The following is a 26,577-nucleotide window of genomic DNA, read 5'->3' on the forward strand; positions in this document are numbered from 1 at the left end:
CGATGAATCAACGCTCATCCTCCAAACGACGCCGCCCCAAGACGACACGGAAAAAATCCGTTGCCCGCAAGCCCCTCCGCAGATGGCTGCGCACATGGAAGCGTGCCCGGTTCAAACAACGACTGGCGATGATTCTGGTGCCGCTGGTGGCCGTCATCTGCGTCATCGCCCTGGTCGTCGGCCTGACGACGTTCGTCCGGTGGCGCCGTGAGGTGGATGCCGCCGCGGCGGCGCAGGACGCCACCGCGCAACGCTACGGCTTCAATCCGGGCAATATCATCTCCGACGGCCAGTTCTTCAACGAACATGCGATGAGCCAGGCCGAGGTGCAGGCCTTCCTGGACCAGCAGGGCGGCGCCTTGGCCTCGATGCGCTTCGATACCGAATCCCATCCAGCCGACGAACTGTGTGAAGCCTATGAGGGCGCAACCGACGAATCGGCCGCAGCCGTCATCGACAAATCCGCCCGGGCCTGCGGCATCAGCCAGAAGGTGCTGCTGACCATGCTGCAGAAGGAACAGCATCTGGTCACCGCCACCGCCCCCACCGACTTTCAGATCCGCGCCGCCATGGGGCTGAGCTGCCCAGACGACGCGAACTGCGATCCGGCGTACGCCGGATTCTTCAACCAGGTATACGGCGCCGCCCGACGCTACCGCTATTACCTGAACCATCCCGACGACTACGCCTACCACGCCGGACGGTTCAACTACGTGCAGTACAGCCCCATCCCATCCTGCGGCGGCAGCCAGGTCTACATCGAGAACAACGCGACCGCACTGCTCTACGTCTACACACCCTATCAGCCGAATCAGGCCGCATTGGAGGCCGGAACCGGCGAGGGCGACGCCTGTTCCTCCTATGGCAACCGCAACTTCTCGCTGATCTACACCGACTGGTTCGGCAATCCACGCCAGTAATGCGATTCCATGCCCCGCTCCCCCGTACAATGGGGGTGTAACCGCTCGGCGATGAGGGAGGGCAGCACCCATGGGCCTGTTCGGCAATCGCAACACCGATGACTATGTCTCGCCATTCGACGTGGACGAAGCTCCGGACTACGTCGACCCCAGCACCGTGGTCGAACGCGAATCGCAGATCGACGCCAGACAGCACCAGCGCGAGGAACGCCGCCGCAAGGCGCAGAAGCGAGCCGAGCACCGCAAGCAGGAGCATATCGAGCAGGCCTACTACCACACGGGCCAGCCTCCGGCATCACATCAGCGGCCGAACATCCCGCCATCGCAGCCGGCCGGCGCCGCACGCCCCACCACCAATCCCGTGGTCAACGCGGCGAACCAGCCCAAGCCGCAGACCAAGAGGCCGCTGGCCGCCAAGCTGGGCGTTGCGATCCTCCTGTTGGTCGTCGCCACGATACTCGGCAACACGTTCAGCGCCCTGCTGGTCATTGGAGCGGTCATCATCCTGATCCAATCCATCCGTTTGCCGAAACCGGATGCCGCCAACGGCACCGGCCGCCCCACGCCAACGGCATCCCGCACCCCGTCCGCCGCATCATCGCGGACGACATCCTCCCGTCGCACAGTCACCGTTGCCATCACGGTAGCGGTGGTCGTCGCGATCATCGTGGCGGCCTCGGTGATCGGCGTCATCATGGCGCAGCACAACACATCCTCCGGCTCGCTGCGGGGGTCGTTCTCGTGGTCCCCCGATGACGAGGACGACCACGACTACACGGAGCCGGAACCGGAGACGTTCGAGCGAACAGGCACGCTGGCCGATGACTACGATGACGAACGCATGTCGTTCACGATCACCCGGGCGTACGCAGGCATCCACGACGACCTCGACGCCCGCACCGTCGTCATCGAGCTGGAGGCCTCCAACGAGGGATCGGTCGCCACATCGCTCAGTTCGATGGGCGATCTTGAGGTGTTCCAGAACGGCGTGGGGCTCCGCGATACCTATCTGTATATCGGCGACGACGCCGACGTGCTGGCCGGATACGACCCGTCGGCATCGATCAACGAGATCCTGCCCGATGCCACGGCGACCATCACCATGGCCTACACGTTGCGTGACGACACCACGCCGTTGGATGTCAGGCTCAGCGACTATTCCGGCGACACCACCATCCGATCGGCGTTCGAGATCGGCGAGGACACGCCCGATGCGCCGTTCACGCAGATCGATTCCTCCGAGCTGCCGGAGGTGCCGGAGGCCACGGACACCGATGGCATGACGACGGTCCGCGACTGGGACGACACCGTCATCGCCGACGTGCGGGTCGACGACATCGCGCTGGGGCCTCAAACCTACGAGGGACAGCCCACGGTCATCGTCACCTATCGGTGGATCAACCGCTCCGACGACCCCATCTCGCTGTCCTGGCTCGGCGACATCCAGGCCCGGCTCGACGGCACCGAGCTTGAGACCGCCTATCTGAGCGAACCACCGACGGGATACGAGGACGGTTCGAAGTACCTTTCGGTGCTGCCGGGTGCACAGGCCACCGTCACGATCGCCTACGAGCTGCCGCGCACCGCCGGAACGGTGAACGCGCGCATCGTCGACTACGACGACACCGTGCTGGTGGAGGGTTCGTCCGAACTGGGCTGAGCCCGCTACCCAGACGTCGCCCTCCCGTCGATTCTCGTTCATCTTTCCGCGGTATCATGCGGAATGCCGGCCATTGACGCCACGGAAAGAGAAGAACATGGCGCTGTTCAGACACCACACGAACGATTCCCAATCACCCTTTGACGTCGATGACGCCCCCGCCTACGTCGCCCTCAACGCCGACATCGTCCCCGACGAGGAGGAGCCCTCGCCACCGGCTTCCCGGCGACGGACCGGCGTCTCTCCCCGAACGGGGCGTCCGCTTCGGCTCGCATCCATTCCGCAACCGGCACCCCGCACACTCGCACCGAATACCGCCAAGGCGAGTACCCGTCAGGCCCGGCCCGTGACCAAGAGCCGGACGACCGATGATGACGATCCGCGGCCCATCAGCGGCGCGGCCGTTGCCGCCCTGCTGCTGATGATCGTCTCGTTCTTCATACCGGGAACGATACCGGCCATCGTAGCCGCCGCCCTCGGCGCGACCATCGGCCTGGTCACGGCGATCAGGATCGAGCCCGCCCTGCGGCGCGGACGCGCGATGGCGCTGATCGCCGTGGTCTGCAGCGTACTGATCCTCTTCGATCATGTGCCCATGCTCATGCTCGAATACCGCATCCGCACGATGGATGTCGATGCCGTGGTCTCCCGTAGCGCCACCGACGACGACCGGTCACAGAACGAGGAACCCCAGCCCAGCGTTTTCGAAGATTCGGGCACCTTGACCGATGAGGACGAATCCCTCGAACTCGCCATCACCCGCGCGTTCGCCGGACCGCACGACGAAGACGGCGAACGCACCGTATTCGTCTGCGTCGACGCCCGGAACACCGGCAGCGTCACCACCTCGCTCTCGCAACTCGCCACGGCCGACGTCTATCAGAACGGCGTGGCCCTCCCCCACCCGATCTTCGACGGGAACCAGGCGGAATCCTGGGGGTACGAAGGCAACGCGCACGGCATGGAGATCCTGCCCGACGGCACCGCCACGCTGACGTTCGCGTTTGTGCTGCGCGACGAGACCACGCCGGTCGATGTACGGCTGACCGCGCACGATGACATGACGATCATCGAATCGGGATTCACGATCGGCGCGGACACGGCCGGCACGGATCTCACCCGCATGCCGGTGGCCGACCTGCCCGAACCCGAACGGACTACGCAGACGGAGCTCTCGCAGATGCATACCGTGGAGTCATACGACGGCAAGCCGCGCGCCGCCGTTCGCGTGACGGGATTGCGGCGCGGGCCGGACCGGTACGACGGCGCGCATACCGTCATCGCGAGTTTCGACTGGTCCAACCAATCGCAGGTGCCGATATCCCTGACCGACTGCTGCGAGATGAAGGCATTCCGCAACGGGGTTGAGATTCAACGCACCGCTCTCGTCGACCCGGTGGAGGGGTATGAGCAGTCCTCCGATCAGATCGACGTGCTGCCCGGGTCGGGGATGACGGTGACGGTGGCCTACGAGGTGCCCTCCTGGGACGGCGACTATACGGTGCAGCTCACGCAGATCAATGACGCCTCCGTCGTCCACGACGAGATGGCCGTCACCGACCCGCAGTAGTCGATACGCGTGTGCCCCGCCGCCAAAAGGCGATGGGGCACAACGGTCCGAGGGCGGCGAATGTGAACGACTGGGAGACGTTACCCGGCTCGTTGACCGCCTGCACCTGGTCGTCGCTTTCGAACGTGGACAGCGCCGAGGTCGGCACGGTATCCATCGAGTCGAGGTTGCCGGCCTCCACGTCGGCGTACGCCGGCTGCGGATCGGTGTAGACCATGAACCAGACGCCGTCGTTCTTGGCCGGGAAGCTGCCCTTGTAGTCGGGGTTCTTCGACAGCTTGATGCTCTGGTTGTGGTCCCACGAGTCGAACTTGTATGCGCCGTTGCCCACCGGATTCTCTCCGAACGCCTTCGGATCGTCGAAGAACGAATCCGGTAGCGGGGCATACCCGGAGTACCCGAGCATCGTCTTGAACACCGAGCTCGGCGCGTTGAGCTTGACCGTGAACGTGTAGTCATCCACCACGGTCAGGCCGGAAAGCTGCTCATCGCCCTTCAGCCCGTCCTTCTGCAGATCCTCGAAGCCCTGGATCGGTGCGAAGAAGCTGGCGCCCAGCTGTGCGTTCTTGGCGTTCGCGCCATAGCTCCAGGCCCGGGTGAAGTTCTCGGCCTTCACCTCGGTGCCGTCGGTGAACTTCCACCCCTTCTTCAGCTTGATCGTGTATTCGGTGTTGTCTCCGTTCGCCTCGATGGAGTCGGCGACCTCGTTCTTGGGGTTCCCCTTGGCGTCGAAGCCGATCAGCTAGGAGAACAGCAGGGTTTCGGGGTTGCCGCCGCACACCTCGTTCGTATCCGTAGGAATCAACGGATTCTGCGGCTCGCACCCATATACGCGGACAATATTGTCATCCGACCCCCCGGCCGATGAACTCCCGCATGCGGCCAACGGCAGAACCAACGCGCCACAGGCCACCATGACGGTCAACGTCTTCCATCGTGCATTCATGATGCATCCTCCCCTTAGTTTTGTTCGTATACGACGACGTTCCGGTACGGAGCCCGGCTACACCGCCGTATTCACTATGGGAGGCCAACATGCGATGCGGATGTCGTGTAGGTAAACGGCAGGTTATCCATTACGCGGCAAGAGAAAACCATACGATTGCCCGTAACATTCGGGGCGTATGTTGTGATGTGGGATATATATGCACATACCTGAAACCGTGGGGAAAGCGCACACATACTTGGAACGGAGCGTATATCATGCGCCCCGTTCCAAGTATGGTATATCGCTGTATTACAGCCGTGGCAGATAGGTCTTCAGCTCGTACGGGGTGACCTGGTGGCTGTACTCGTTCCACTCCTGGCGCTTGTTGCGCAGGAAGTACTCGAACGCGTGCTCGCCGATCACGCCGGCCACGAAGTCGGACTTCTCCATAATCTTCAACGCCTCGTCCAGCGATTCGGGCAGCGGCTGGATGCCCATCGCGCGACGTTCGGCGTCGGTGAGCTCCCAGACGTCGTCGCTGGTCGGCTCGCCCAGCGTCAGCTGCTGCTCGATGCCGTCCAGGCCGGCGGCCAGCAGCACCGAGTACGCCAGGTACGGGTTGGCCACCGGGTCGAGCGCACGGAACTCCATGCGGGCCGAATTGCCCTTGCCCGGCTTGTACTGCGGGATGCGCAGCAGCGCGGAACGGTTGTTGTGCCCCCAGCAGATGTAGCTCGGCGCCTCGTTGCCGCCCCACAGGCGCTTGTAGGAATTGACGTACTGGTCGGTGATCGCGCAGATCTCCGCCGCATGGTACAGGATGCCGGCGGCGAACTGCCGGGCCGTCAGCGACATGTTGAATTCCTGGCCGGCCTCGTAGAAGGCGTTGGAATCCCCTTCGAACAGGCTCAGATGGGTGTGCATGCCGGAACCCGGCTGATCGGCCATCGGCTTGGGCATGAAGCTGGCGTAGATGCCGCGTTCGAGCGAGATCTCCTTGACCACGGTGCGGAAGGTCATGATGTTGTCCGCCGCGGTGAGCGCGTCGGCGTACCGCAGGTCGATCTCGTTCTGGCCGGGGCCGCCCTCATGGTGCGAGTATTCCACCGAGATGCCCATCTGTTCGAGCATGTTCACGGTGGCCCGGCGGAAATCCATGCCGGAGCTGCGCGGCACATGATCGAAGTATCCGCCGCCGTCGATCGGGGTCGGCGGCTGCGACCAATCCTCCTGGTTCTCGAACAGATAGAACTCGATCTCGGGGTGCACGTAGAACGTGAACCCCTTCTCCTTGGCCTTGGCCAGCGACTGCTTGAGCACATGGCGCGGGTCGCCCAGCGAGGGCTCGCCGTCCGGGGTCAGCACGTCGCAGAACATGCGGGCGGTGCCCTGCGGGCCGCCGCGCCACGGCAGGATCTGGAACGTGGAGGGATCCGGCTTGACGATCATATCGTCCTCGGAGACACGCGTCATGCCCTCGATGGCGGAACCGTCGAACCCGAGACCCTCCTCGAACGCCGCCTCCAGCTCCGCCGGGGCGATCGCCACCGATTTCAACGTGCCGAGCACATCGGTGAACCACAGGCGGATGAACCGCACATCGCGCTCCTCAACGGTGCGCAGCGCAAACTCTTGCTGTCTATCCATGTCCACCATCCTCCCACGGGTTTGTGTCACATCGTGTTAACACGCGTCGCCGGCGCGATTGCGTCAGGCCGCGGCGACCTCCAGCGCCTCCTGCAGCGTGAAGGCGCGCGCGTACAGCGATTTGCCGAGAATCGCCGAATCCACACCCAACGGCGCGAGCTGTCTGATGGCCTTCAGATCCTCCAGCGAGGAGATGCCGCCGGACGCCGTGACCTTGGCCTCGGTGCGTTCGGCCACCTCGCGCAGCAGGTCGAGGTTCGGCCCGCTCATCATGCCGTCGCGGGCCACGTCGGTCACCACGTACCGCGAGCAGCCCACGGAGTCGAGGAACGCCATCGTCTCGAACAGATCGCCGCCCTCCTTGACCCAGCCGCGGGCGGCCAGCGTGTGCCCGCGCACGTCCAGCCCCACGGCCACGCGGTCGCCGTAGCGGCGGATCACGTCGGCGGTCCACTCCGGGTTCTCCAGTGCGGCGGTGCCGATGTTCACGCGCGCGGCCCCGGCCTCCAACGCGGCCTTGAGGCTGTCGTCGTCGCGGATGCCGCCGCTCATCTCGATATGGACGCGCTCCCCCAGTTCAGCCACGATCGCCTTGAGCTGGTCGCGGTTGTCCCCCGTGCCGAAGGCGGCGTCGAGATCGACCAGATGGATCCACTCGGCACCGGATTCCACCCATGCGCGGGCGGCTTCCAGCGGGGAGCCGTAGTCGGTTTCCGAGCCGGACGCGCCCTGGCGCAGGCGCACGGCCTTGCCGTCGCGGACGTCGACGGCGGGAAGCAGGGTCAAAGCCATGATGTGATCCTTTCGATAAGGGGTCTGATCCACAATGCGATCGGTGCCGGCCGACGGCCGTTACAGGATGCCCACCCAGTTGCGCAGCAACCGGGCGCCGGCCTCCGCCGATTTCTCGGGATGGAACTGCGTGGCGAACAGCGGCCCGCGCTCATAGGAGGCCACGAACCGGCTGCGGCCGTACGTGCACCATCCCACATGCTGGGGGGCGTCGCCGAAATCGACCGGCGCGGCATCCGGCCCCAGCGGCGTGGCCTCGGCGGCGGCATACGAATGCACGAAATAGAACCGCGCCCCATCCAGCCCGTCCAGCAGCGTGCTGTTCTCGGGGGCCTCAACCGTGTCCCATCCCATATGGGGCACCACATCCGCATCCAACGGCCCCACCGCGCCGCCGACCAGCCCCAGGCCTGCGGCCGGCACACCGTGCTCGCTGCCATGCTGGAACATCACCTGTTCGCCCACGCATACGCCCAGCACCGGGCGTCCGAGGCGCAGACGGTCAGTCACCACGCGGTCACCACGCACCTTGTGCAGGCCCTCCATGCAGGCGGCGAACGCGCCGACGCCCGGCACCACCAGCCCGTCGGCCTCCAGCGACTGCCGGTAATCCGACGTGAGCGTCACGTCCAGATCCAGATTCGCCAACGCGCGCACCATCGACCGGACATTGCCGAAGCCGTAGTCGAACACCACCACCGAAGTCATGCTTCATCCTTTCACTGTCCACGCCGATGGAGCCACCCACCGTGCGCGTGCCACGGTTATTGAATCTTCGAGGAGCCGCGCCCGAACCGCGTATGCTGGGCGATCACCTTCATGGCGGTCTCACGGTCCAAGCTGCCCGAGTCCACGGTGTGTACGCCCTGCGCGATTACGCCGTCCACCGTGCCGATGCCCAGCATCAGGTCCTCCACGAACGGCGGAGTCTGGGTGAACAGGATCGGCGGGGCGAAGGTCTGCCCGGGCTGTCCCTTCACGTAGAGTGTGGCTTCGAGCTTGTCGGCGCGGTTGACGGCCAGGATGACCGGCATGCCGGCCACCACGCAGGTCAGATCCTTGGCGGCCGCCTCGGGGCCGTCGCCGTCCAGATTGCGCAGCACCGCCACCGCGCCCTGCGCGTCCTCCAGACAGGTGGCCGAGACATCGGCCAGCTGGCAGAACGCGGCCAGCAGGTCGGCGGAGGCCAGCTGCGTGATGATCATGGCGGTTTTGGCCTTGTTGCCGAGCAGTCCCTCCAGCTCGTCATCGAACGAGCCGGTCAGTTCGGAGGCGTCATCGGGAACCGTCACGCCGTCGGGCAGCGGACCGCCATCCGCATCCTTAACAGCGGGGTCCGCGCCGGAGGCCTCATCCCGGAATTCCGCCTCGAATCCGGCCAGGGCCGCCTCCAGTTCCTCATCGCTGAACGAGGGGCCGTCGTCCTTGAACTCGTCGGGATTCGATTCGCTCATCACAGCGCCCCCTTCGTGCTCGGGATGCCGTCCACGCGCGGGTCGGGCTCGATGGCGAAGCGCAACGCGCGGGCCACGGCCTTGAACTCCGCTTCGGCGATGTGGTGCGGATCGCGGCCGGCCAGCAGCTGCAGATGCAGGCAGATGCCGGCATGCAGCGCGATCGACTCCATGACGTGACGGACCAGCGAACCGGTGAAATGGCCGCCGATCATCGCGTACTCGAAGCCTTCTGGCTCGCCGGAGCACACCACGTACGGCCGTCCGGAGATGTCGACGACAGCCTTGGCGAGCGCCTCGTCCAACGGCACGGTGGCGTCGGCGAACCGGCGGATGCCGCGCTTGTCTCCAAGTGCCTGGCGCAACGCCTCGCCGAAGACGATGGCCGTATCCTCCACGGTGTGGTGCACATCGATGTCGGTGTCGCCGGTGGCGCGGATCCTCAGGTCGATCAGCGAATGCTTGCCGAGCGCGGTCATCATGTGATCGTAGAACGGCACGGAGGTGCTGATGTCGGTCTTGCCGGTGCCGTCCAGGTTCAGCGTCAGTTCAATGCGCGACTCGCTGGTTTCGCGCACGATTGTTGCGGTACGTGCCATCGTTGCTCCTTCCGGGTTGCCGGCATGCGCCGAGCCCTTGCCCATCGGCCGTGTACGGTGCTTCCTTCAGCATAGTGCGGTGTGTGTGCCGTCGGCGTAACGTTGACCGGGTCGGACTGGAATCAGTCCGCGTCCTGGGGTTCCGCCAGCACCTCGGCGAGCGCCGTGCGGAAGCGGGCCATCTCCTCGTCGGTGCCCATGCAGACGCGCAGCCACCCTTCGGGACCGACCACGCGGATCAGCACGCCGCGGTCCAGCAGCTCCCGGAAGATGCGGTCGCGGTCGGCGAAGTGACCGCCGAACAGCAGGAAATTCGACTCGGACTCGGCCACCTCAAGCGGCCGCCCCTGATACGTCTGGGTTTTCAGCCATGCCGCGGTCTGCTGACGGATATCACGCAGATGGCCCACGCGGCTCAGCTGCTCGTCGGTGTGTTCGAACGCGGCGAGCGCGGCCGCCTGGGTGATGGCCGACAGATGGTAGGGCATGCGCACGATGCGCAGGCAGTCGATGATGCCCTTGCTGGCGGCCATATAGCCGACACGGGCGCCGGCGAAGGCGAAGGCCTTGCTCATCGTGCGGCTGACGGCCAGGTTCGGATGCTCGCCGATCAGGGTCACTGCCGACGGGGTGCCGAGGTTGCGGAATTCGATGTAGGCCTCGTCCACCACCACCACCGGATGCACGCCTTCGGCCGCTCCCGCCACGGGTGCGGTCTCGCAGGCGGCGAGGATCCGTTTGAGGTCGGCCATGTTGAGCGGGGTGCCGGTCGGGTTGTTCGGGCTGGTCAGCAGTACGATCGCCGGATGCACCTCGTTGATGGCCGCGATGGTGCGCTCGACGTTCAACGTGAAGTCCTCGTTGCGGTGCGCGACCCGCCAGGCGGTGAACGTGTCGCGCGCGTACTCGGGGTACATCGAGTACGTCGGATCGCAGCCCAGGGCCGTGCGGCCGGGGCCGCCGAATGCCTGGAAGACCTGCAGCATGATCTCGTTGGAGCCGTTCGCGCCCCACAGCTGGTCCACGCTCAGGTCCACGCCGGATTCACGCTTGAGATACGTGGCGAACGCCTGACGCAGCTCGATGTGCTCGCGGTCCGGATACCGGTTCAGCGTGGGCGCGATCCGGCGCACCCGCGCGGCGATCGAATCGCAGACGGCCGGGTCGGGCGCGTACGGGTTCTCGTTGACGTTGAGGCACACCGGCACGTCGAGCTGCGGGGCGCCGTACGGTTCCTCGCCGATCAGATCGTTGCGCAGCGGCAGGCTTGCGGGGATCGACTCGCTCATTTCAGGCCGGCCTCGATTTCCTGCTGGTCCAGCGTCGCCTTGTCGTACGGGTCGGCGACGAAACGGGTGAGCACGCACTCGCCGTGGCCGGGCAGATCCTCGGAGACGGCGAAGGTGTTGATACGTGCAGCGAGCGCCTTGAGGCCCTCCTCGTCATATTCGATGACCTCCACCGGCTTCATGAACGTGTGCACGCCGAGGCCCGCGGCGAAACGCGCGGTGCCGGAAGTGGGCAGCACGTGGTTGGAGCCGGACATGTAGTCGCCCAGCGGCACCGGCGAATACGGGCCGCGGAAGATGGCGCCCGCGTTGCGGATGCGCTTGACGACGGCGTCCGCGTCGGCGGTCTGGATCTCCAGGTGTTCGGCGGCGTATGCGTTGGCCGCGTCGATGGACTGGCCGAGGCCGTCGGTCAGGATGATGCCGGACTGGCGGCCGGTCAGCGAGGTGGCGACGCGTTCGGCGTGCTTGGTGCGCGGCACGCGGCGGTTCAGGCTCTCCTGGGTCTTGGTGGCGATCTCCTCGCTGTCGGTGATCAGGACGGAGCCGGCGAGTTCGTCATGCTCGGCCTGGCCGATCAGGTCGGCGGCCAGGTATTCGGGGTTCGCGCCGGCGTCGGCGATGATGGCGATCTCGGTGGGGCCGGCGACCGCGTCGATGCCGACGATGCCGGAGACCATGCGCTTGGCGGTGGCCACGAAGATGTTGCCGGGGCCGGTGATCTTATCGACCGGCTCGCACAGCACCTCGCCGTCCTGCGGCTCGGTGCCCCTGGCGCCGTAGGCGAACATGGCGATGGCCTGGGCGCCGCCGACCGCGTACACCTCATCGACGCCGAGGATGGCGCAGGTGGCCAGGATGGTCTTGTCCGGCAGGCCGTCCGCCGTCTTCGGCGGGGTGGCGATGGCCAGCGATTCGACGCCGGCGGCCTGGGCGGGCACCGCGTTCATGATGACCGAGCTCGGGTACACGGCCTTGCCGCCCGGCACGTACAGGCCGACGCGCTGCACGGGGATCCAGCGTTCGGCCACGCGGGCGCCGGGTGCCAGATCGGTGTGGAAGTCCTCGGGAACCTGCGATGCGGCGACGGCGCGCGAGCGGCGCACGGACTCCTCGATGGAGGCGCGCACGGCCGGGTCGAGCTCCTCAAGCGCGGCGGTCATCGCCTCGGCGGGCACGCGCAGATGCTCGGGACGCACATGGTCGAACTTCTCCTCGAAGTCGCGCAGCGCCGCGGCGCCGCGGGCCTTGACATCGTCGAGGATCGGCTGGACCAGTTCGGTGGCCTCGTCGGTGCCCATCTCGGCACGCGGCATGGCAGCCAGCATCTCGGCACGGGTGAGGCGCTTGCCTCGCAGATCAATGATTCGCATCGTAGGGGTATTCATACCTGCCTATCGTAACAACCGGCTTGCCGTGGGCGTTTTACCAGCCGAATCGTGAGATGAGCCCACGGACCGGAGCCGATTATCGGCCGTAGGCCCGGATTCGATACCCGACATACCGGCATGATGGCGAAATACCCCCCCCCCAAAAAAAAGTTTGCCGACTTCGGCCAGGTTCCGCCGAAGTCGGCAAACTTTCGGGGTGGATCCGCCACCATGTCGGTATGTCGGATACGAAAGGAGGCGTCCGGAACGCCCGAACGCCTCCTTCATATCACTGTCAGTGCCGCTTGGCGCGCCTGACGAACACCAACGTGACGCCGGCGGCGATCAGCACCACCGCGGCCACGGCCGGAACGATCATGGCCGAGCCGGTCTTGGCGATCGTCTTCGGCTGGTCGGCGGCCGTCGGCTTCTTGGTGGAATCCGACGGACCGGTAACGCCGTCACCGGTGTTCTGGTTCTGGTCGCCGGCGTTGCCGTCCTGCTGCTGATCGCCCGAGGTGCCGGTCTCGACCGTGATGGTCGGTTCCTCGGTGGACGGGATACGCTTACCGTCCACACCCAGGCAGCTCTTCAGCTCGGATTCCTTGTACCAGGTGGAGCCTTCGGCCACCGGGGTGCAGGAGGACAGTCCGCGCGTCAGCGTGTTGGTGCCGCCGAATGCAACCTCCTCCTCGTTGTACAGCATGCGGATCAGCGGGGTGTAGGCCTTGCCGGTCTCCGGATCGATGCCGTCCCTGGTGGCCACGTCCCACTGGATGTTGGCCGCCATTGGGGTGACGGACTCGCCGCGCCATTCGTTGTTCTGGTAGTTGTACACATCGGCGACGGACTGCGGATTCTCGACCGCCGGAGCCTGCTGCGTGGAGCCCGGTGCGCCGATCAGTGCGGCGAACGGCATGATGGTCTCGGCGTGCGCGAAGCGGAAGGTTGCGGCGGTTGTGCCGCCGGCCACGCGCTCGTCGATCGACTTGAAGAAGTCGTCAAGCAGCGGCTGGGCGATACGGTAGGTCTCATCCTGACCGGCGTAGCTCGGCCCCTTCTCGTAGAAGTCCTCCATATCCAGGATCCAGGCGAAGACGTCGCCGTCCTCGGGGCTGATGGTCGTGAAGTACTGGTCGAAGTCGAAGGTGTGATCGCCAGTGTTTTCCTCCTGCATGTCCGCGGCGATGATGTACAGGTTGTACAGGTCCATCGCAGCGTCGACCACCGAGGAGATGTGTTTGCCGGTCTCGCCGCAGATGTCCTCGCCGTACTCGGCCATCAGCTCGTCGGGATCACCCTCGATGGCGCAGTTGCGGATGTCCGTTCCGGATCCATCATCGGCCTTACCATCCTCATCCGAGTCCTTCTCTCCGGTGGTGGTGTTGTACCAGGAGTAGGTGCCGTCGTCGACCTTCTCCAGGAAGTCCTCGGTGAAGATCTGGGAGAGCAGGTCGTAGGAGACCGTGACCGACGCATCGACGTTCTCGATGTAGTCCTCGGCGTTGGCGATCGTCTCATCGTTCTCGACAAAGCTCTCATAATGGGACGCGATGTCGGCGGCCTCGCCGGTCTTCTCGGAGCCGTCGGGGTTGTCGGTCTTATGGAAGTACAGGGTGTCCGGGGATTTCTGGAACGGTGCCGCATCGCCCTCACCGGCGGGGTCGGTCGGGGTCTCATAGGAGTCCGACAGCGTGTTGCCGGAGGCCTGGTCGAACCCCTTCTTGAAGTTCTCGCCGGATTCGGTGGCGCGGGCCTCGCCTGAGGATTCGTATTCGATCGTCTCGCCATCGGCTGTGGCCTGGTCGAACAGCTGCTTGTTGCGCTGGTAGGCGCGCGAGCCTATGCCCTGATGCTGGGTGGCGCCCTGGCCGGTCAGCATGCCGTAGCCGTTCTCCACGTTGGCATCGATGATGGCCTGCACATTCGCCATGAACGCCTGTTCGGCCTCCTCGCTGACGAAGCCGCCCACCTCGGAGGCGGTCTGCCCCATCATCTTGAGCAGCGCGTCGTACTTGTAGCTGGACAGGCCGCGGGAACCGTGGCGGGCGAGCATCTCGGTGTAGGTGATCGTGTACCCTTCCGGCGCTGCGGAGTAGCTCATGTCAAGTGCCTGCTGGGGAACGATGTACGGCTGCTTGCTGCTGTAGTAGGTGCCGTTCGCAGCATGGGCCGTGCCCGTCGCCAACATCGCCAGGGCGGCCACACCGGCCACGCCCGAGCCCAACGCCCGACGCATCTTCGACTGCTTGTTCACAATGGTCTCCTTGTGTCCCTCTTTCCGGGCGCACATCACGCCCGCACCCGTCGGATCATCGAATCGAACCGCGGCCCCTGTCGGCTGGGCCGCGCAACGGACAACCCAGTTCTATCAGCGAACCGGTTCGAGGAACGCGGGATAGGGGTTACGCCATGGTGAACAGTTCATGATATCCACGAAGCATTACGCTTACTTCCCGGGAGTAACAACGTGATGGCGTCCCGCAAGGAAACGATCCTCGCGGGACGCCATCTTCGCAACAGGCCGCCGTATCACGGTTTCCTAAGACGGATATCACTCCCCCATGCGGATATTGGCCACGGTGCGATGCTCGATCGACAGGTGCTCGTAGCGACGCTCGCCACCCTCGCCGGTCGGCGCCTGCGCCAGCAGACCGACCTTGGCCACCTTGCCGGCGTCGAGCGTGAAGAAGCGCATCATGTAGAAGTGTTCGCCGTCCAGCGAATAGTGGAAGGCGAAGGCGTCGCCCTTGCGACACATCTGCAGCCAGACCGCGTCGGCGTCCACGTTGGGGCCATTGGCGTCGTCGGAGACGTCCTTGGTGACCACGCTGACCATGGCGCGGGTGCCGAAGTCGGTCAGTTCGAAACAGGCCTTGGCCCAGTGAGTCAGGTCCTTGAACACCATGATCGAGCAGGAGTCATAGGTCTGCTTGAAATCGTGCGACACCTTGACGCGCAGCACGAAATCGCCTTCGACCTCGGTGTAGTAGAACGGCGCGTTGCACAGCGAGTCGGGCACCGCGTCGCCCTCTTCCGCCTCCGCACCGCTGTTGCAGAAGAAATCGGTGTGTTCCGGGGCGAGGATGCTGATCATGCCGTCTCGCTCGGTCACCGTCGACTCATTGATCCACTGGAATTCCATGTCGGCTCCTTTCGTATGGCTGCGCCATGCCATCATCCGCGACGGTGACGCATATCTAATACATGTTAGATAATATCGCCGGCGATGAACCGACACGCCATCGCCCCGGCACTGCAACCGCTCGGATCGGAACGCCGGGGCGCCGGACCGCACGTGGTCGACGCCCCGTCAGCGTATGCCGTCAGGCCGCCGGCAGGCAGCTGGGACCGAAGAGGATCTTGATCTCGGCGAACAGCGAGGTGTCGCGTTTGACGCGGAACCGGTCGCCGAAGGTCAGCACCTGCGCGTTGCCCTTGTCGTCCACGATGGCGAGCTTGACCTCGCAGTATCCGGGGTGATTGGTCAGGATCTGCCCCAGCTGCATGACATGGGCGCGGTTGAGCGCCACCTGCGGCAGCGTGATGACGAGCGGACGTTCGTCCACCGCCTCCAACGTCGGCACATCCATCTCGGTGGCTCGCAGGCTCACGCTCTCGTCGCGCACCTCCACCATGCCACGGATGCGCACCACGGTGTCGATGGCCAGATCGGCGGCCGCCGCCTCGTACACCTTGCCGAAGAACATGCATTGGATCGAGCTTTCCATGTCCTCGATCGTGACGATGGCCCATGCATTGCCCTTCTTGGACACACGCCGGTCCACGCCGGTCACGAGGCCCGCGATGGTGACCTGCATGCGATCGGGCATGGTCTTGGCGCGGTCAATCAGATGCGCGATCGACATCTCGCGCAGACTGGCAAGCACGGCCTGCATGCCGCTCAGGGGATGGTCGGACACATACAGGCCCAGCATCTCGCGCTCGAAGTTGAGCTTGGTCTTCTTGTCCCACTCCTCCACGTCCGGCACGGTGACACCGGCATCGCCCATGTCCTCGGCATCACCACCGTCGACATCGGAGAACAGGTCGAACTGACCCTCCGCCTGCTTGCGCTTGAGCCCGACCACCGAGTCGATGGCCGCCTCGTGAATCTGGTAGAGCGCCCGCCGGTTCGGGTCGATGGAGTCGAAGGCGCCGGCCTTGATCAGGGATTCGACCAGACGCCGGTTCAACGCGCTCAACGGTACGCGACGGATGAAGTCCATGAAGTTGACGAACTTGCCCCGCGGGCCGCTGCGTTCGGCGATGATGTCGGCCACCGGCTGGTCGCCGACGTTGCGGATCGCACCCAGGCCGAAACGCACGACATCGCCGACGGCGGAGTATTCCAGTACAGATTCGTTCACGTCGGGCGGCAGCACCTGGATGCCCATACGCCTGGCCTCGCCCAGATACAGCGCCGTCTTGTCCTTGTTGGTGCGTTCGTTCTGCAGCAGGGCCGCCATGAACTCCACCGGATAATGGGTCTTCAGATACGCGGTCCAGTAGGAGATCAGACCGTATGCGGCGGAGTGCGATTTGTTGAACGCGTACCCGGCGAACGGCACGAAGATGTCCCAGACGGCCTGCGCCGCCTCCTCGGAATAGCCGTGCTCCTTCATGCCGGCGAAGAACGGCACCTGCTCCTTGGCCAGCACCTCGGGCTTCTTCTTGCCCATGGCTCGGCGCAGCACGTCGGCTCGACCGAGCGAGTAGCCGGCCAGGATACGCGCGGACGACTGCACCTGCTCCTGGTAGACGATCAGACCATAGGTCTCGTCCAGCACGGGGGCCAACGCCTCGGCCACCTCCGGGTGGATCGGCGTGATCTTCTGCAGGCCGTTCTTGCGCTTGGCATAGTTGTTGTGTGAATCGACATCCATCGGGCCCGGTCGGTATAGGGCGATCAGTGCCGAGATGTCATTGAAGTTATCCGGCTTGAGGCTTTTGAGCAGCGAGCGCATGCCGTCGGAATCGAGCTGGAAGACGCCCAGCGTATCGCCGCGCGACAGCAGCTGGTAGGTCTCCTTGTCGTCCAGCGGAATCTCTCGGTAGTCGATGGCCGGCTTGCCGTTGCGTTCGATGTTGCGCAGCGTATCTCGGATGACCGTGAGATTGGACAGGCCCAGGAAGTCCATCTTGACCAGACCCAGCGTTTCGCAGGTGTGGTATTCGAAGGTGGTGGTGACCGTGCCGTCGGTGCGTTCCAGCAACGGGGACGTGTCGGTGATCGGCTCGGAACCCATGATGGTGGCGCAGGCATGCACACCGGTCTGACGGATCAGGCCCTCGATGCCTTTGGCCTCATCGATGATGCGGTGCGCGTCCGGTTCGGACTCGTACATCTCACGGAACTCGCGCGCCTCCGCGTACCGCTTCGATGTCGGGTCGAAGATCTCCTTGAGGCTGGCGTCCTTGCCGTTCTTGCTCGGCGGAAGTGCCTTGGTGACATGCTCGCCGACGGAGAATTCGTACCCCATGATGCGGGCCGAATCCTTCAACGCCTGCTTGGTCTTGATGGTGCCATAGATCACACACTGGGCCACCTTGTCATGACCGTACTTGTCGGCCACGTATTCCAGCACACGCATGCGTCCTTCCGGGTCGAAATCGGTATCGATATCCGGCAGGGACACACGTTCGGGGTTCAGGAACCGTTCGAAGATCAGGCCGTGCTGCAACGGGTCGAGTTCGGTGATGCCCATGGCGTAGGCGACCATCGAGCCTGCGGCGGAGCCACGGCCGGGGCCGACCATCACGCCGTTGTTCTTCGCCCAGTTGATGTAGTCGGAGACAACCAGGAAGTAGCCGCAGAACTGCATCTGGCAGATCACGCCGCACTCGTAGTCGGCCTGCTTCAGCACATCCATCGGCACATTGCCCTTGTAGCGCTTCTCCAGGCCCTCCTCCACCTGCTTGAGGAACAGCGAGGTCTCGTCCCAGCCTTCCGGACAGGCGAACTGCGGCATGAAAGCGCCGTCCTCGCCGTCGTCGAACATCACGTTGCAGCGTTCGGCCACCTCGATCGTATTGTCACAGGCCTCGGGCAGGTCCTTGAACAGCGCACGCATCTCCTCGGCGGATTTCAGGTAGTAGCCGGAACCGTCGAATTTGAAACGGTCGGGGTCATCCAGCCGCGAACCGGAGTTGATGCACAGCATCGCGTCCTGTGCGCCGCGATCCTCCTCCAGCACGTAATGGGAGTCGTTCGTGGCCAACAGCGGCGCGTTGAGCCGTTTGGCGATGTCCAGGAGTTCATTGGTCACCTGGGTTTCGATCTTCAGACCGTGGTCCATCAGTTCGATGTAGAAGTTGTCACGGCCGTAGATGTCCTGCAGTTCGCCGGCGTAGCGCAATGCCTCATCGAACTGACCGAGGCGCAGACGGGTCTGGATGATGCCCGAGGGGCAGCCCGAACCGCAGATCACGCCCTTGGAATAGGTGGAGAGCACCTCGTTGTCCATACGCGGATAGCGCATCACGCGGCCTTCGAGATTGGCCACCGAGGATGCCTTCAACAGGTTCTTCAGGCCTTCATCGGTTTCCGCCCACAACGTCAGATGGGCGATCAGGCCGCCGCCGGACACGTCGTCGGAGCGCTGCGCCTCGGTGCCCCAATGCACGCGGGTCTTGTCCTGCCTGGCGGTTTCCGGCGTGGTATAGGCCTCGATGCCGATGATCGGTTTGACGCCGACCTTGACGGCCTCGCTCCACATCTCGTACGCACCGTGCATGTTGCCGTGGTCGGCGATGCCGACGGCCGTCATACCCAGTTCCTTGGTGCGCCGCACCAGATCGGGAATCTTGGACGCACCATCCAGCAACGAGTAATGCGTATGGTTGTGCAGTTGCACGAAGTCACTACCTGATCCAGCCATAGGTTCCACCTTACCTCAGTAGGTCCACGATAACCGTTGCTCCAGTCTCCACCCGACACGCACCGATGGTAGATATGTACCGATTCCGCGTGTGTGAGTCAACAATGGTGCGCACCATACAGCGCCACGACCGCGGGCATGCGGCAGAACGGAAAGGAGTTGGTCACGATGACGACGGCACCTATGAATCAACACGGGAGCGTCCCTGCTCCCCATCCATGGTCTCCCATGGATCCGGAGACGCATCTGAATAAGAATGCGACGTTCGACACGTTCGTGCCCGGCGACTCCAACCGCTTCGCACGCACCGTCGCCCTCGCCGTCGCCGAAGGATCAGGACAGGACTTCAACCCCCTATGCATCTACGGCGGATCAGGCCTGGGCAAAACCCACCTGCTCAACGCCATCGGCAACTACGCCCTCGTCAAGGACCCCACCCTCAAGGTCCGCTACGTCACATCAGAGGAATTCACCAACGAATTCATCGACGCCCTCCAGAACCCCAACCAAAGCCAGGGCCGCATCGCCGAATTCAACCGACGCTACCGCCAGGTCGACGTCCTCCTGATCGACGACATCCAATTCCTCGGCGGCAAGGAAGCCACCCTCGAACAGTTCTTCCACACCTTCAACAGCCTCTACCAAGCCAGCAAACGCATCGTCATCGCCAGCGACGTCGCACCCAAAAACCTCAAAGGATTCACGCAGCCCCTCATCACCCGTCTGCAATCCGGCATCGTGGTGAGTCTCAACGCCCCATCGCTCGAAACCAGAACGGCGATCCTGCGCATGACGGCCACCATGCACGGATACGACATCCCCGCCGAGGCCATTGATCTGCTCGTCGAGCAGTACCCCGACGACATCCGCACCCTCAAAGGCGCCCTCACCCGACTTGCCGTCATCGCCACGCTCACCGGACAATCCATGACAGCCCAGTTCACCAAACGGGAACTCGGCATCATGGCATAGCATGCCACGCAAACGGAAGCGTTCGCAGCGGCGCCCTCCCGCTTCTGGCGCTTCCGCCGCATGGCATATCCACCGGCATCCCGTCAGACGTCATCTTCACCGGAGCGGCTGCCGTATCGTTCGACCAGACGTCGGCCCACGGCGGCCATGGCGTCGCGCAACGACTGGGGCTGCACAATATCGATGTCGACGTTATCGGAGTATTGTAGGGCCCACCACAAGACGGTCTGCGGGTCGGCGTGCACGGCGACCTCATACGTGCGCGCATCCACTCGGCTGACCGAGGGGCGCTCGAACCAGTCATAGATGCATGACAGGCTGCTGACATGCATCAGGATGTCCTCGGCCTGGCCGGTCCATGGATATAGGCGTTCCGCCAGATAATCCGCCAACGAGAACGGGGAGCCATCCGGCGCGTGCAACTCCTCCAACGGGCACTCCTGCCGTACACCCTCCACAATCCGCAGGTCGCGAATCCTATCGACATGCGCGAATGCCACGCCGTTCTTGCCATGCATATGGCAGAGCAGGTAGTACATGCCGTTGCGGTACGTCATCTGATACGGGTCGGCACGGTATTCCCGCGGTTTGCCGCTTTCCGGATCGATACGCAGCGTCAGACTGCCATCCACCGCGTAATCGCACATCCGGAAGGACACCACGCGTTTCCCGCTGATGGCCTCGTCCAGATTCTCGACATTCGACAGGAACTCACGATTGTACGGTCTGGGTACCCGTATGTTCCGCAACCCCTGTGAATGCGCGCCGGCGAATCCCGCAAGAACGCGCAATCGGTCATAGGACTCCCGCGCATACTCCTCATCGATGCGGGACAATGCCAGCCCGTCACCGAACAGGCGCAGCTCGGCCACATCGATCGCAGGCTCCATGCACCATCCGGGGCGTGCATCGGCACTGTCCGCCTGACGCATATCGGCTGCGGTCAGACGCCGAACCGTCCGACCCATAGGACGCTGAGCCTCCAATAGCTGCAGATGAGCATGCACCGTTTTCTCGGTTGCCCCGACACGATCGCTCAGCTCCTTGACCGTCAGGCCGTGTTCCGAATCGGTATGCTCGGCCAGTTCGTTCAGGATATCCACCAGAATCTCGTTGGTGCTACGCGTTTTCCTGCCTGCCATGCCGCCCTCCCGGACTCGACGCCTACCCTCATCATAGCCGCGACGACACGCCGGACATGTGGATAACCGGTATCGTTCGACCACATTGTCCGAATCATCTGGACATCGGCGGCACGTCCCGTCTACCGTCATCATCATGACCAGACAACACATATCGCCCGGTAAACCAAATATCATCACCATAGCGACGTTGGTGGCGGCCGTGTGCACCACGCTCGGCCTGCTGGGTACAGCGTTTCAGACGTGGATGTTGCTCTCCGGCGAATACTCCCCCTGGGGCGCGCTGCTCATGGTGTCGATGCTGGCCACCGGCTGGCTGACGGTGGTTACGGCCCTGGCATCCCTCGTCCTGGGCGTCATCAGTCTCTGCCGCCGTTCGTGCAGCCGTTGGATATCGATATACGCCATCACCGTGGGCGCGGTGCCGTTACTCGGCGTGCTGGGCACGCAGCTGCTCTAGCGCATGCTCCAAATCGGCGGGATACGTCGACGTGACGGTGGTCCATACGTGCGTGCGGGGATGCCGGAACTCCAACTGCACCGCATGCAGCCATTGGCGTTCCAGACCCAGCTCGGCCGCCATCACCGGATTCGCCCCATACATCGGGTCGCCCACCAGCGGATGCCCGATGGAGGAGAAATGTACACGGATCTGATGGGTACGCCCGGTCTCCAGGTTCACGCTCACCAGCGTGGCCTCGCCGAAACGCTCCATCACATCCCAATGCGTGACCGCCTCCTTGCCGGCAGGGGTTACGGTGAAGCGGAAATCGGACACCTTGGCACGCCCGATCGGCGCATCGATAGTGGCCCTATCCTCCTTGAGGTTGCCCTGAACCAAGGCATGATAGGTCTTCACCACCTCATGTTCGGCGAACTGACGCCGCATCTCCTTGTACGCCAGCTCCGACTTGCACACCAGCATCAGACCGGAGGTGCCGACGTCCAGCCGGCTTACGATCCCCTGCCGCCCCGGCGCACCGTACGAGGTGATATGCACCCCGCGGTCCAGCAAACTGCCCAGCACCGTGGGGCCGGTCCATCCCACCGAGGCGTGTGCGGCGACGCCGACCGGCTTGTCCACCACCACAACGTCATCGTCCTCATAGACGACACGCATGTCGTCGGCGATGGGTTCAGGCTCGTGGCGTTCCTCCTGCAGGTCGAACTCCACCATGTCGCCGGCCTGCAATATCCCCGATTTCGCCACGTCACGCCCCAATACGTGCGCCTGTCCGCTGGCAACCAGGTCGGACGCCTTCGCCCGTGAGATGCCAAGCATCTTGGCCACGGCAACGTCGAACCGCTTGCCGATCAGCGCATCAGGAGCCGGTGCCAGATGGGTCATCGTCGCTCCTCGCCAAGATCCGATTCGCTGAAGGGCACCCCCAGCACCAACAGCAGCACCACCGCAATGCCGGCGCCCACAAGCAGGATGTCCGCCACATTCCCCACGGACCACCCGTAGTTGATGAAATCCACCACCTTGCCGTTGAGGAAACCATCCGCGTACACCACGCGGTCGATCAGATTGCCCAAGGCACCTGAGAACGCCACGGACAGCACCACGGTCCACGCCAGTCTGACGGTCTTCAACGCGCCGACGACCAGGAGTACACATGCCACGGCGGCCAGCAGTGAGATGGCCCAGGTGGCGGAGGAGAACAGCCCCAATGACATACCCGGGTTGAACACCAGCGTGAACGACAGCAGTCCGGGAATCACCGGCACCGTACCGGCATCGGCCAGCGCCTGCAGCGCCCACAGCTTGGTGCCCTGGTCAAGGATCAGTCCGACAATCGCAATACACGCAAAGACGGCCACGCGTGTGCGCAGCCGTCTTTGTTGACTCACAGTCATACGGTATCAGCTCCGGTCAGGTCAGTTCTGCTCGACCTGATTGAAGTTGTTCGTATCCGAGACCTGGGAGACCAGCTGGCCGAGGAACTCGGTCAAGCGGGCGCGGTATTCGCTCTCGAAATGCTTCAGGCTCTGGATGTTGCCCTCGATGACCTTGCTCTGGGTCTCCAGGTTGTTGCGAACCTCCTCGGCGTAGGCATCGGCACCGTTGCGGGTCTTCTGATCGTACTCGGCGGCGCGGCGCTGGACCTCGGCCTCGTACTGGTCGGCCGCCTGATGCTTGGCCTCGGAGTACTGGTCGCCCTCCACATGCTTGTTCTGCATGTAGGTGTCGGCATCCTGACGGGTCTTGACCGCATAGCTATCGGCCTCGGCACGGGTGCGATCAGAGTACTCGTCGGCATCGGCGTGCACGCGCTGGCTGTAATCGTCGGCCTCGGTGCGGGTGCGGGTGGAGTAGTCGTTGGCCTTGGCCACGGTCTCCTCGTAACGGTTCTGGGCCGTGTCGGTGATCTCCTTGGCCTTGGCCTTGCCCTTGTCGACGTACTGGTCGTGCAGCTGCATAGCCAGCGTCAGCATGGCGGTGGCGCGCTCCGGTTCGGTGGTGGCGGCCGCGGCGGCACCGGCGATCTTCTGCAGGCTGCCGGTCTCCGCGGCGGGCTCCACCTTGGCCATCTGCTCGCGCAGCTGCGCCTCACGATCCTGCGATTCCCGCAGCTGGCGCGCCAGCTCGTCAACCTGCTGGGCCTGCTGGGCGGCGGCGCCGGCCTGCTGCTGGGCGGCGGCCAGCTGGCGGGAGAGATCCTCGACGCGGGAGCGGAACTCATCACGCTCGCGCTGCACGGAAACCAGTTGCGCGGCAACATCCTCGTTGCCGGAAGCCTGCGCGGCCTGGGCGGTCAGCTGATCGACCTGAGCGCTCAGACGATCCACCTGTCCCTTGAGCTGCTCGTTCTGGGCGGAGAGTGCACGGTTGCTCTCCTGGGCCTCGGTCAGCTGCGCGGCATCGACCTGCGCCGACTGGGCACCGGCGTTCGCCGCGGCGGTCTTCAGGCCCTCGTTCTCCTCCTGCAGCGACTGCACCTGCGCGGTCAGCTCGGAGATCTTGGTGTTCAGGCTGGCAACATCCGGACCGAGCGACTGCGTGGACTGGCTGCCCTGCATGGCCTGACGGCCCAGCGCTTCAACGGTTTCGGTGACCTGATCCAGGAAGTCGTCGACCTCGTCGACATCATAGCCTTCCTTCAGGCGAACGGTTCGGAACGTATGCTCCCTAATGTCCTTCGGCGTCAACAGAGCCATAAATCTTGCACCTCGCTTCAGGCATAGTGCCTCGCTATGTACGTACTCAACCTACGATGCTAGCACGCCCCCTGTGCAGAACGCCATTACACATGCCATTAAAGGAGAATCCGCAACACGATCAGAGCGAAATACAGCACGATGAAGCTGACATCGAAATATATCGGCCCCATGGGAATCGGCGGAATATAGCGCCTCAACCACCTCAGGGGCGGATCGGTGAGCGTATAGACCGCCCCGATCAGCGACAACACCACGCCACGCGGACGCCACCGCGGGGCCAGCACCGCCACCCAATCCAGCACCATCCGGATCAGCAATACGGTGATATACGCACCGATCAGCCAATCGATGATGCGTGCGAGGACAAATAACAGCATGTCCCCAGCCTACCAAGAGAACCGGGGACAAGCTGATAACGAACAGTGAGCCGTCAGTCCGAGAACAGGTCGTGGGTCGACTTGGACGTCTGTGGTTCGTCCACCTTGATGTTCGCCGGGCTCAGCAGGAACACGCGCGGGGTCACCCGTTCGATCGAGCCGCGCACGCCGAACACCACGCCGGCGGAGAAATCGACGATCCGGTAGGCAACGGCCTCCGGCACACCGGTCAGGTTGAGCACCACCGGCACGCCGTCGCGCAACGCACGCCCCACCATCTGCGCCTCGTCGTAGGTCTTGGGGTGAATCGTCGTGATGCGGCTGACCCGCCCCGGGAACGGGCTGGTGGACGATTCACGGGAGGCCCCGGAGGTACCGGACGACGCGTTCGAAGTCATCGGCGTGACCGAATGATCCGAATCGAACGACGATTCGGCAGGCTCCTCGTCAAGCACCGGATCGTCGTCGTCAACGACATCCGTCATGCCCAGATAGGACATCGCGTTCTTCATAAACCCAGCCATCACGGTTCCTTTCGTTACAGTCCGTCGATTCAGCGCAGGAAGTCAGGGATGTCGAGATCGCTGGGGTCGTTGGACGAGATGACGTCATGCTCGGTCGTCTCGTCGAAGGACCGCGACGCCGCATCCCCGGTGGACGGCGCGAACGCCGGGGTCGTCTGCTCGGTGACGACCGGGGCCTGCGGCTGCGCAGGCGTAACGGAGATCGGGGAAGGCTGGGCGGACGCCACAGCCGGCGCCAGCGTGATCTTCTCCTGCGTATCCTGCTTCTTGCTGGCGGAGTCGAAGCCGGCCGCGATGACGGTGACCTTGACCTCGTCCCCGTAGGAATCGTCGAGCGCCAAACCCCAGATAATCTGCGCCTCCGGATGGATGGCGTCGCGCACCAGCTGCGTGGCCGCGGCCGCCTCCTGCAGACCGATGTCGCTCGGGCCTGCGATGTTGATCAGCGCGCCATGAGCGCCCTCGATGCTCTCCTCCAGCAGCGGCGAGCTGATGGCGATCTCCGCGGCCTTGGTGGCGCGGTCCTCGCCGCGTGCCGAACCGATGCCGAACAGCGCCGTGCCCGCCCCGCGCAGGATGGCGGTGACATCGGCGAAGTCCACATGGATGTACGAGTTCAGCGTGATCAGATCCGTGATGCCCTGCACGCCCGCCAGCAACGCGCTGTCCGCGGTCTTGAACGCCTCCACGATGCCGATGGAGCGATCGGACAGCTCCAGCAGACGGTCGTTCGGGATGACGATCAGCGCATCGACCTCCTTGCGCAGGTTCTCGATGCCGAGCTCCGCCTTGTTGGCACGCTGCGGGCCTTCGAACGCAAACGGTCGCGTGACCACGGCGATGGTCAGAGCCCCCTGCTGGTGCGCCGCGCGGGCCACGATCGGGCTGGCGCCGGTACCGGTGCCGCCGCCCTCGCCGCAGGTGACGAACACCATATCGGCGCCCTTGAGGGCCTCCTCGATATCCGACTGATGGTCCTGGGCGGCCTTCATGCCACGCTCGGGATCGGCACCGGCGCCGAGTCCACGATTCTGGTTGTCCCCCAAAGAGATCTTCACATCCGCATCGGAACGCAGCAAATCCTTGGCGTCGGTGTTGACGGCCACGAATTCCACGTTCTGCAGGCCTTCGGCGATCATGCGATTGACGGCGTTGCCGCCGGCTCCACCGACACCGACGACCTTGATGTTGGTCTTGTCGTTGAATTCAGTCTGGGCGATCTCGCTCACCATAGTCTCCTGTCACTCACGGTTACGCATAACTCTATCGCAGTCGGCCTGACAATCA

General features: G+C 64.1%; 21 protein-coding genes and 2 pseudogenes. 5 read left to right on the plus strand and 18 right to left on the minus strand.

Features of this window, described 5'->3' with window-relative positions; all coding sequences use genetic code 11:
• Positions 1 to 2 precede the first annotated feature (2 nt).
• The 3 genes from BIGA_RS03615 to BIGA_RS03625 all read left to right on the plus strand — a co-directional run bounded on the left by BIGA_RS03615 (position 3) and on the right by BIGA_RS03625 (position 4,150).
• Positions 3 to 920, plus strand: coding sequence for a hemagglutinin (locus BIGA_RS03615; RefSeq protein ID WP_237744038.1), 918 nt, complete (start codon positions 3 to 5; stop codon positions 918 to 920).
• Between the two features lie 70 nt (positions 921 to 990).
• Complete coding sequence (locus BIGA_RS03620; RefSeq protein ID WP_033507605.1) at positions 991 to 2,580, plus strand: DUF5067 domain-containing protein; 1,590 nt, start codon at positions 991 to 993, stop codon at positions 2,578 to 2,580.
• A 346-nt stretch (positions 2,581 to 2,926) separates the two neighbouring features.
• Positions 2,927 to 4,150, plus strand: coding sequence for a DUF4190 domain-containing protein (locus BIGA_RS03625; protein WP_033507607.1), 1,224 nt, complete (start codon positions 2,927 to 2,929; stop codon positions 4,148 to 4,150).
• A gap of 61 nt (positions 4,151 to 4,211) precedes the next feature.
• Here BIGA_RS03625 and BIGA_RS08950 read toward each other — a convergent pair.
• The 11 genes and pseudogenes from BIGA_RS08950 to dnaE all read right to left on the minus strand — a co-directional run.
• Positions 4,212 to 5,096, minus strand: a pseudogene (locus tag BIGA_RS08950) (peptide ABC transporter substrate-binding protein); the annotation flags it as partial.
• A 291-nt stretch (positions 5,097 to 5,387) separates the two neighbouring features.
• Entirely contained in the window at positions 5,388 to 6,725 is a 1,338-nt protein-coding gene (gene glnA / locus BIGA_RS03635; RefSeq protein WP_033507609.1) for a type I glutamate--ammonia ligase, read from the minus strand.
• Between the two features lie 63 nt (positions 6,726 to 6,788).
• Positions 6,789 to 7,517 carry a bifunctional 1-(5-phosphoribosyl)-5-((5-phosphoribosylamino)methylideneamino)imidazole-4-carboxamide isomerase/phosphoribosylanthranilate isomerase PriA gene (gene priA / locus BIGA_RS03640; RefSeq protein ID WP_033507611.1) on the minus strand — a complete coding sequence of 243 codons (729 nt, stop codon included), beginning with the start codon at positions 7,515 to 7,517 and terminating at the stop codon, positions 6,789 to 6,791.
• A 60-nt stretch (positions 7,518 to 7,577) separates the two neighbouring features.
• A complete protein-coding gene (hisH, locus tag BIGA_RS03645; RefSeq protein ID WP_033507613.1) occupies positions 7,578 to 8,225 on the minus strand; it encodes an imidazole glycerol phosphate synthase subunit HisH in 648 nt (215 codons plus the stop codon).
• A gap of 56 nt (positions 8,226 to 8,281) precedes the next feature.
• On the minus strand, positions 8,282 to 8,971 hold the full coding sequence (locus tag BIGA_RS03650; protein ID WP_033507615.1) for a hypothetical protein: 690 nt from the start codon (positions 8,969 to 8,971) through the stop codon (positions 8,282 to 8,284).
• Positions 8,971 to 9,570, minus strand: a complete 600-nt coding sequence (gene hisB, locus BIGA_RS03655; RefSeq protein WP_033507630.1) for an imidazoleglycerol-phosphate dehydratase HisB — start codon at positions 9,568 to 9,570, stop codon at positions 8,971 to 8,973. The genes BIGA_RS03650 and hisB overlap by 1 nt, the downstream gene beginning before the upstream one ends.
• A 122-nt stretch (positions 9,571 to 9,692) precedes the next feature.
• Positions 9,693 to 10,859 (minus strand): histidinol-phosphate transaminase, encoded by a 1,167-nt coding sequence (locus tag BIGA_RS03660; RefSeq protein WP_033507617.1) that lies wholly within the window; start codon positions 10,857 to 10,859, stop codon positions 9,693 to 9,695.
• Positions 10,856 to 12,247, minus strand: coding sequence for a histidinol dehydrogenase (hisD, locus tag BIGA_RS03665; protein WP_033507619.1), 1,392 nt, complete (start codon positions 12,245 to 12,247; stop codon positions 10,856 to 10,858). The genes BIGA_RS03660 and hisD overlap by 4 nt, the downstream gene beginning before the upstream one ends.
• 277 nt (positions 12,248 to 12,524) lie before the next feature.
• Positions 12,525 to 14,468, minus strand: coding sequence for a histidine-type phosphatase (locus BIGA_RS03670; protein WP_033507847.1), 1,944 nt, complete (start codon positions 14,466 to 14,468; stop codon positions 12,525 to 12,527).
• Between the two features lie 315 nt (positions 14,469 to 14,783).
• Complete coding sequence (locus BIGA_RS03675; protein WP_033507846.1) at positions 14,784 to 15,374, minus strand: DUF1349 domain-containing protein; 591 nt, start codon at positions 15,372 to 15,374, stop codon at positions 14,784 to 14,786.
• 181 nt (positions 15,375 to 15,555) lie between these two features.
• The gene (gene dnaE, locus BIGA_RS03680) at positions 15,556 to 19,110 is read right to left on the minus strand and encodes a DNA polymerase III subunit alpha (protein WP_033507845.1); all 3,555 of its coding nucleotides are present in this window, start codon (positions 19,108 to 19,110) and stop codon (positions 15,556 to 15,558) included.
• Between the two features lie 231 nt (positions 19,111 to 19,341).
• On the opposite strand from dnaE, the pseudogene BIGA_RS03685 reads away from it, so the two are divergent.
• Positions 19,342 to 20,067 (plus strand): annotated as a pseudogene (locus BIGA_RS03685) (chromosomal replication initiator protein DnaA); the annotation flags it as partial.
• Positions 20,068 to 20,165: 98 nt separating this feature from the next.
• On the opposite strand, the gene BIGA_RS03690 reads toward BIGA_RS03685, so the two are convergent.
• Positions 20,166 to 21,224, minus strand: a complete 1,059-nt coding sequence (locus BIGA_RS03690; RefSeq protein ID WP_033507841.1) for a helix-turn-helix transcriptional regulator — start codon at positions 21,222 to 21,224, stop codon at positions 20,166 to 20,168.
• Between the two features lie 136 nt (positions 21,225 to 21,360).
• Between BIGA_RS03690 and BIGA_RS03695 the strand changes: the two genes are divergently transcribed.
• On the plus strand, positions 21,361 to 21,684 hold the full coding sequence (locus BIGA_RS03695) for a hypothetical protein (protein WP_152596042.1): 324 nt from the start codon (positions 21,361 to 21,363) through the stop codon (positions 21,682 to 21,684).
• Here BIGA_RS03695 and BIGA_RS03700 read toward each other — a convergent pair.
• From BIGA_RS03700 to ftsZ, 6 genes are all read right to left on the minus strand, one after another.
• The gene (locus BIGA_RS03700; RefSeq protein ID WP_033507839.1) at positions 21,652 to 22,572 is read right to left on the minus strand and encodes an RluA family pseudouridine synthase; all 921 of its coding nucleotides are present in this window, start codon (positions 22,570 to 22,572) and stop codon (positions 21,652 to 21,654) included. The genes BIGA_RS03695 and BIGA_RS03700 overlap by 33 nt on opposite strands.
• On the minus strand, positions 22,569 to 23,078 hold the full coding sequence (locus BIGA_RS03705) for a signal peptidase II (protein WP_394295740.1): 510 nt from the start codon (positions 23,076 to 23,078) through the stop codon (positions 22,569 to 22,571). Before BIGA_RS03705 ends, BIGA_RS03700 begins: the two co-directional genes overlap by 4 nt.
• Positions 23,079 to 23,105: 27 nt before the next feature.
• The gene (locus BIGA_RS03710; RefSeq protein WP_033507837.1) at positions 23,106 to 24,386 is read right to left on the minus strand and encodes a DivIVA domain-containing protein; all 1,281 of its coding nucleotides are present in this window, start codon (positions 24,384 to 24,386) and stop codon (positions 23,106 to 23,108) included.
• 98 nt (positions 24,387 to 24,484) lie between these two features.
• Positions 24,485 to 24,766 carry a YggT family protein gene (locus BIGA_RS03715; RefSeq protein ID WP_033507836.1) on the minus strand — a complete coding sequence of 94 codons (282 nt, stop codon included), beginning with the start codon at positions 24,764 to 24,766 and terminating at the stop codon, positions 24,485 to 24,487.
• A 53-nt stretch (positions 24,767 to 24,819) separates the two neighbouring features.
• Positions 24,820 to 25,290, minus strand: a complete 471-nt coding sequence (locus tag BIGA_RS03720; protein ID WP_033507835.1) for a cell division protein SepF — start codon at positions 25,288 to 25,290, stop codon at positions 24,820 to 24,822.
• 29 nt (positions 25,291 to 25,319) lie between these two features.
• Positions 25,320 to 26,519: a cell division protein FtsZ gene (ftsZ, locus tag BIGA_RS03725; RefSeq protein WP_152596045.1), complete on the minus strand. Its 1,200-nt coding sequence runs from the start codon at positions 26,517 to 26,519 to the stop codon at positions 25,320 to 25,322.
• Between the last annotated feature and the right edge of the window lie 58 nt (positions 26,520 to 26,577).

Origin of the sequence: Bifidobacterium pullorum subsp. gallinarum, assembly GCF_000741215.1 — a bacterium.
Lineage (GTDB): Bacteria > Actinomycetota > Actinomycetes > Actinomycetales > Bifidobacteriaceae > Bifidobacterium > Bifidobacterium pullorum_B.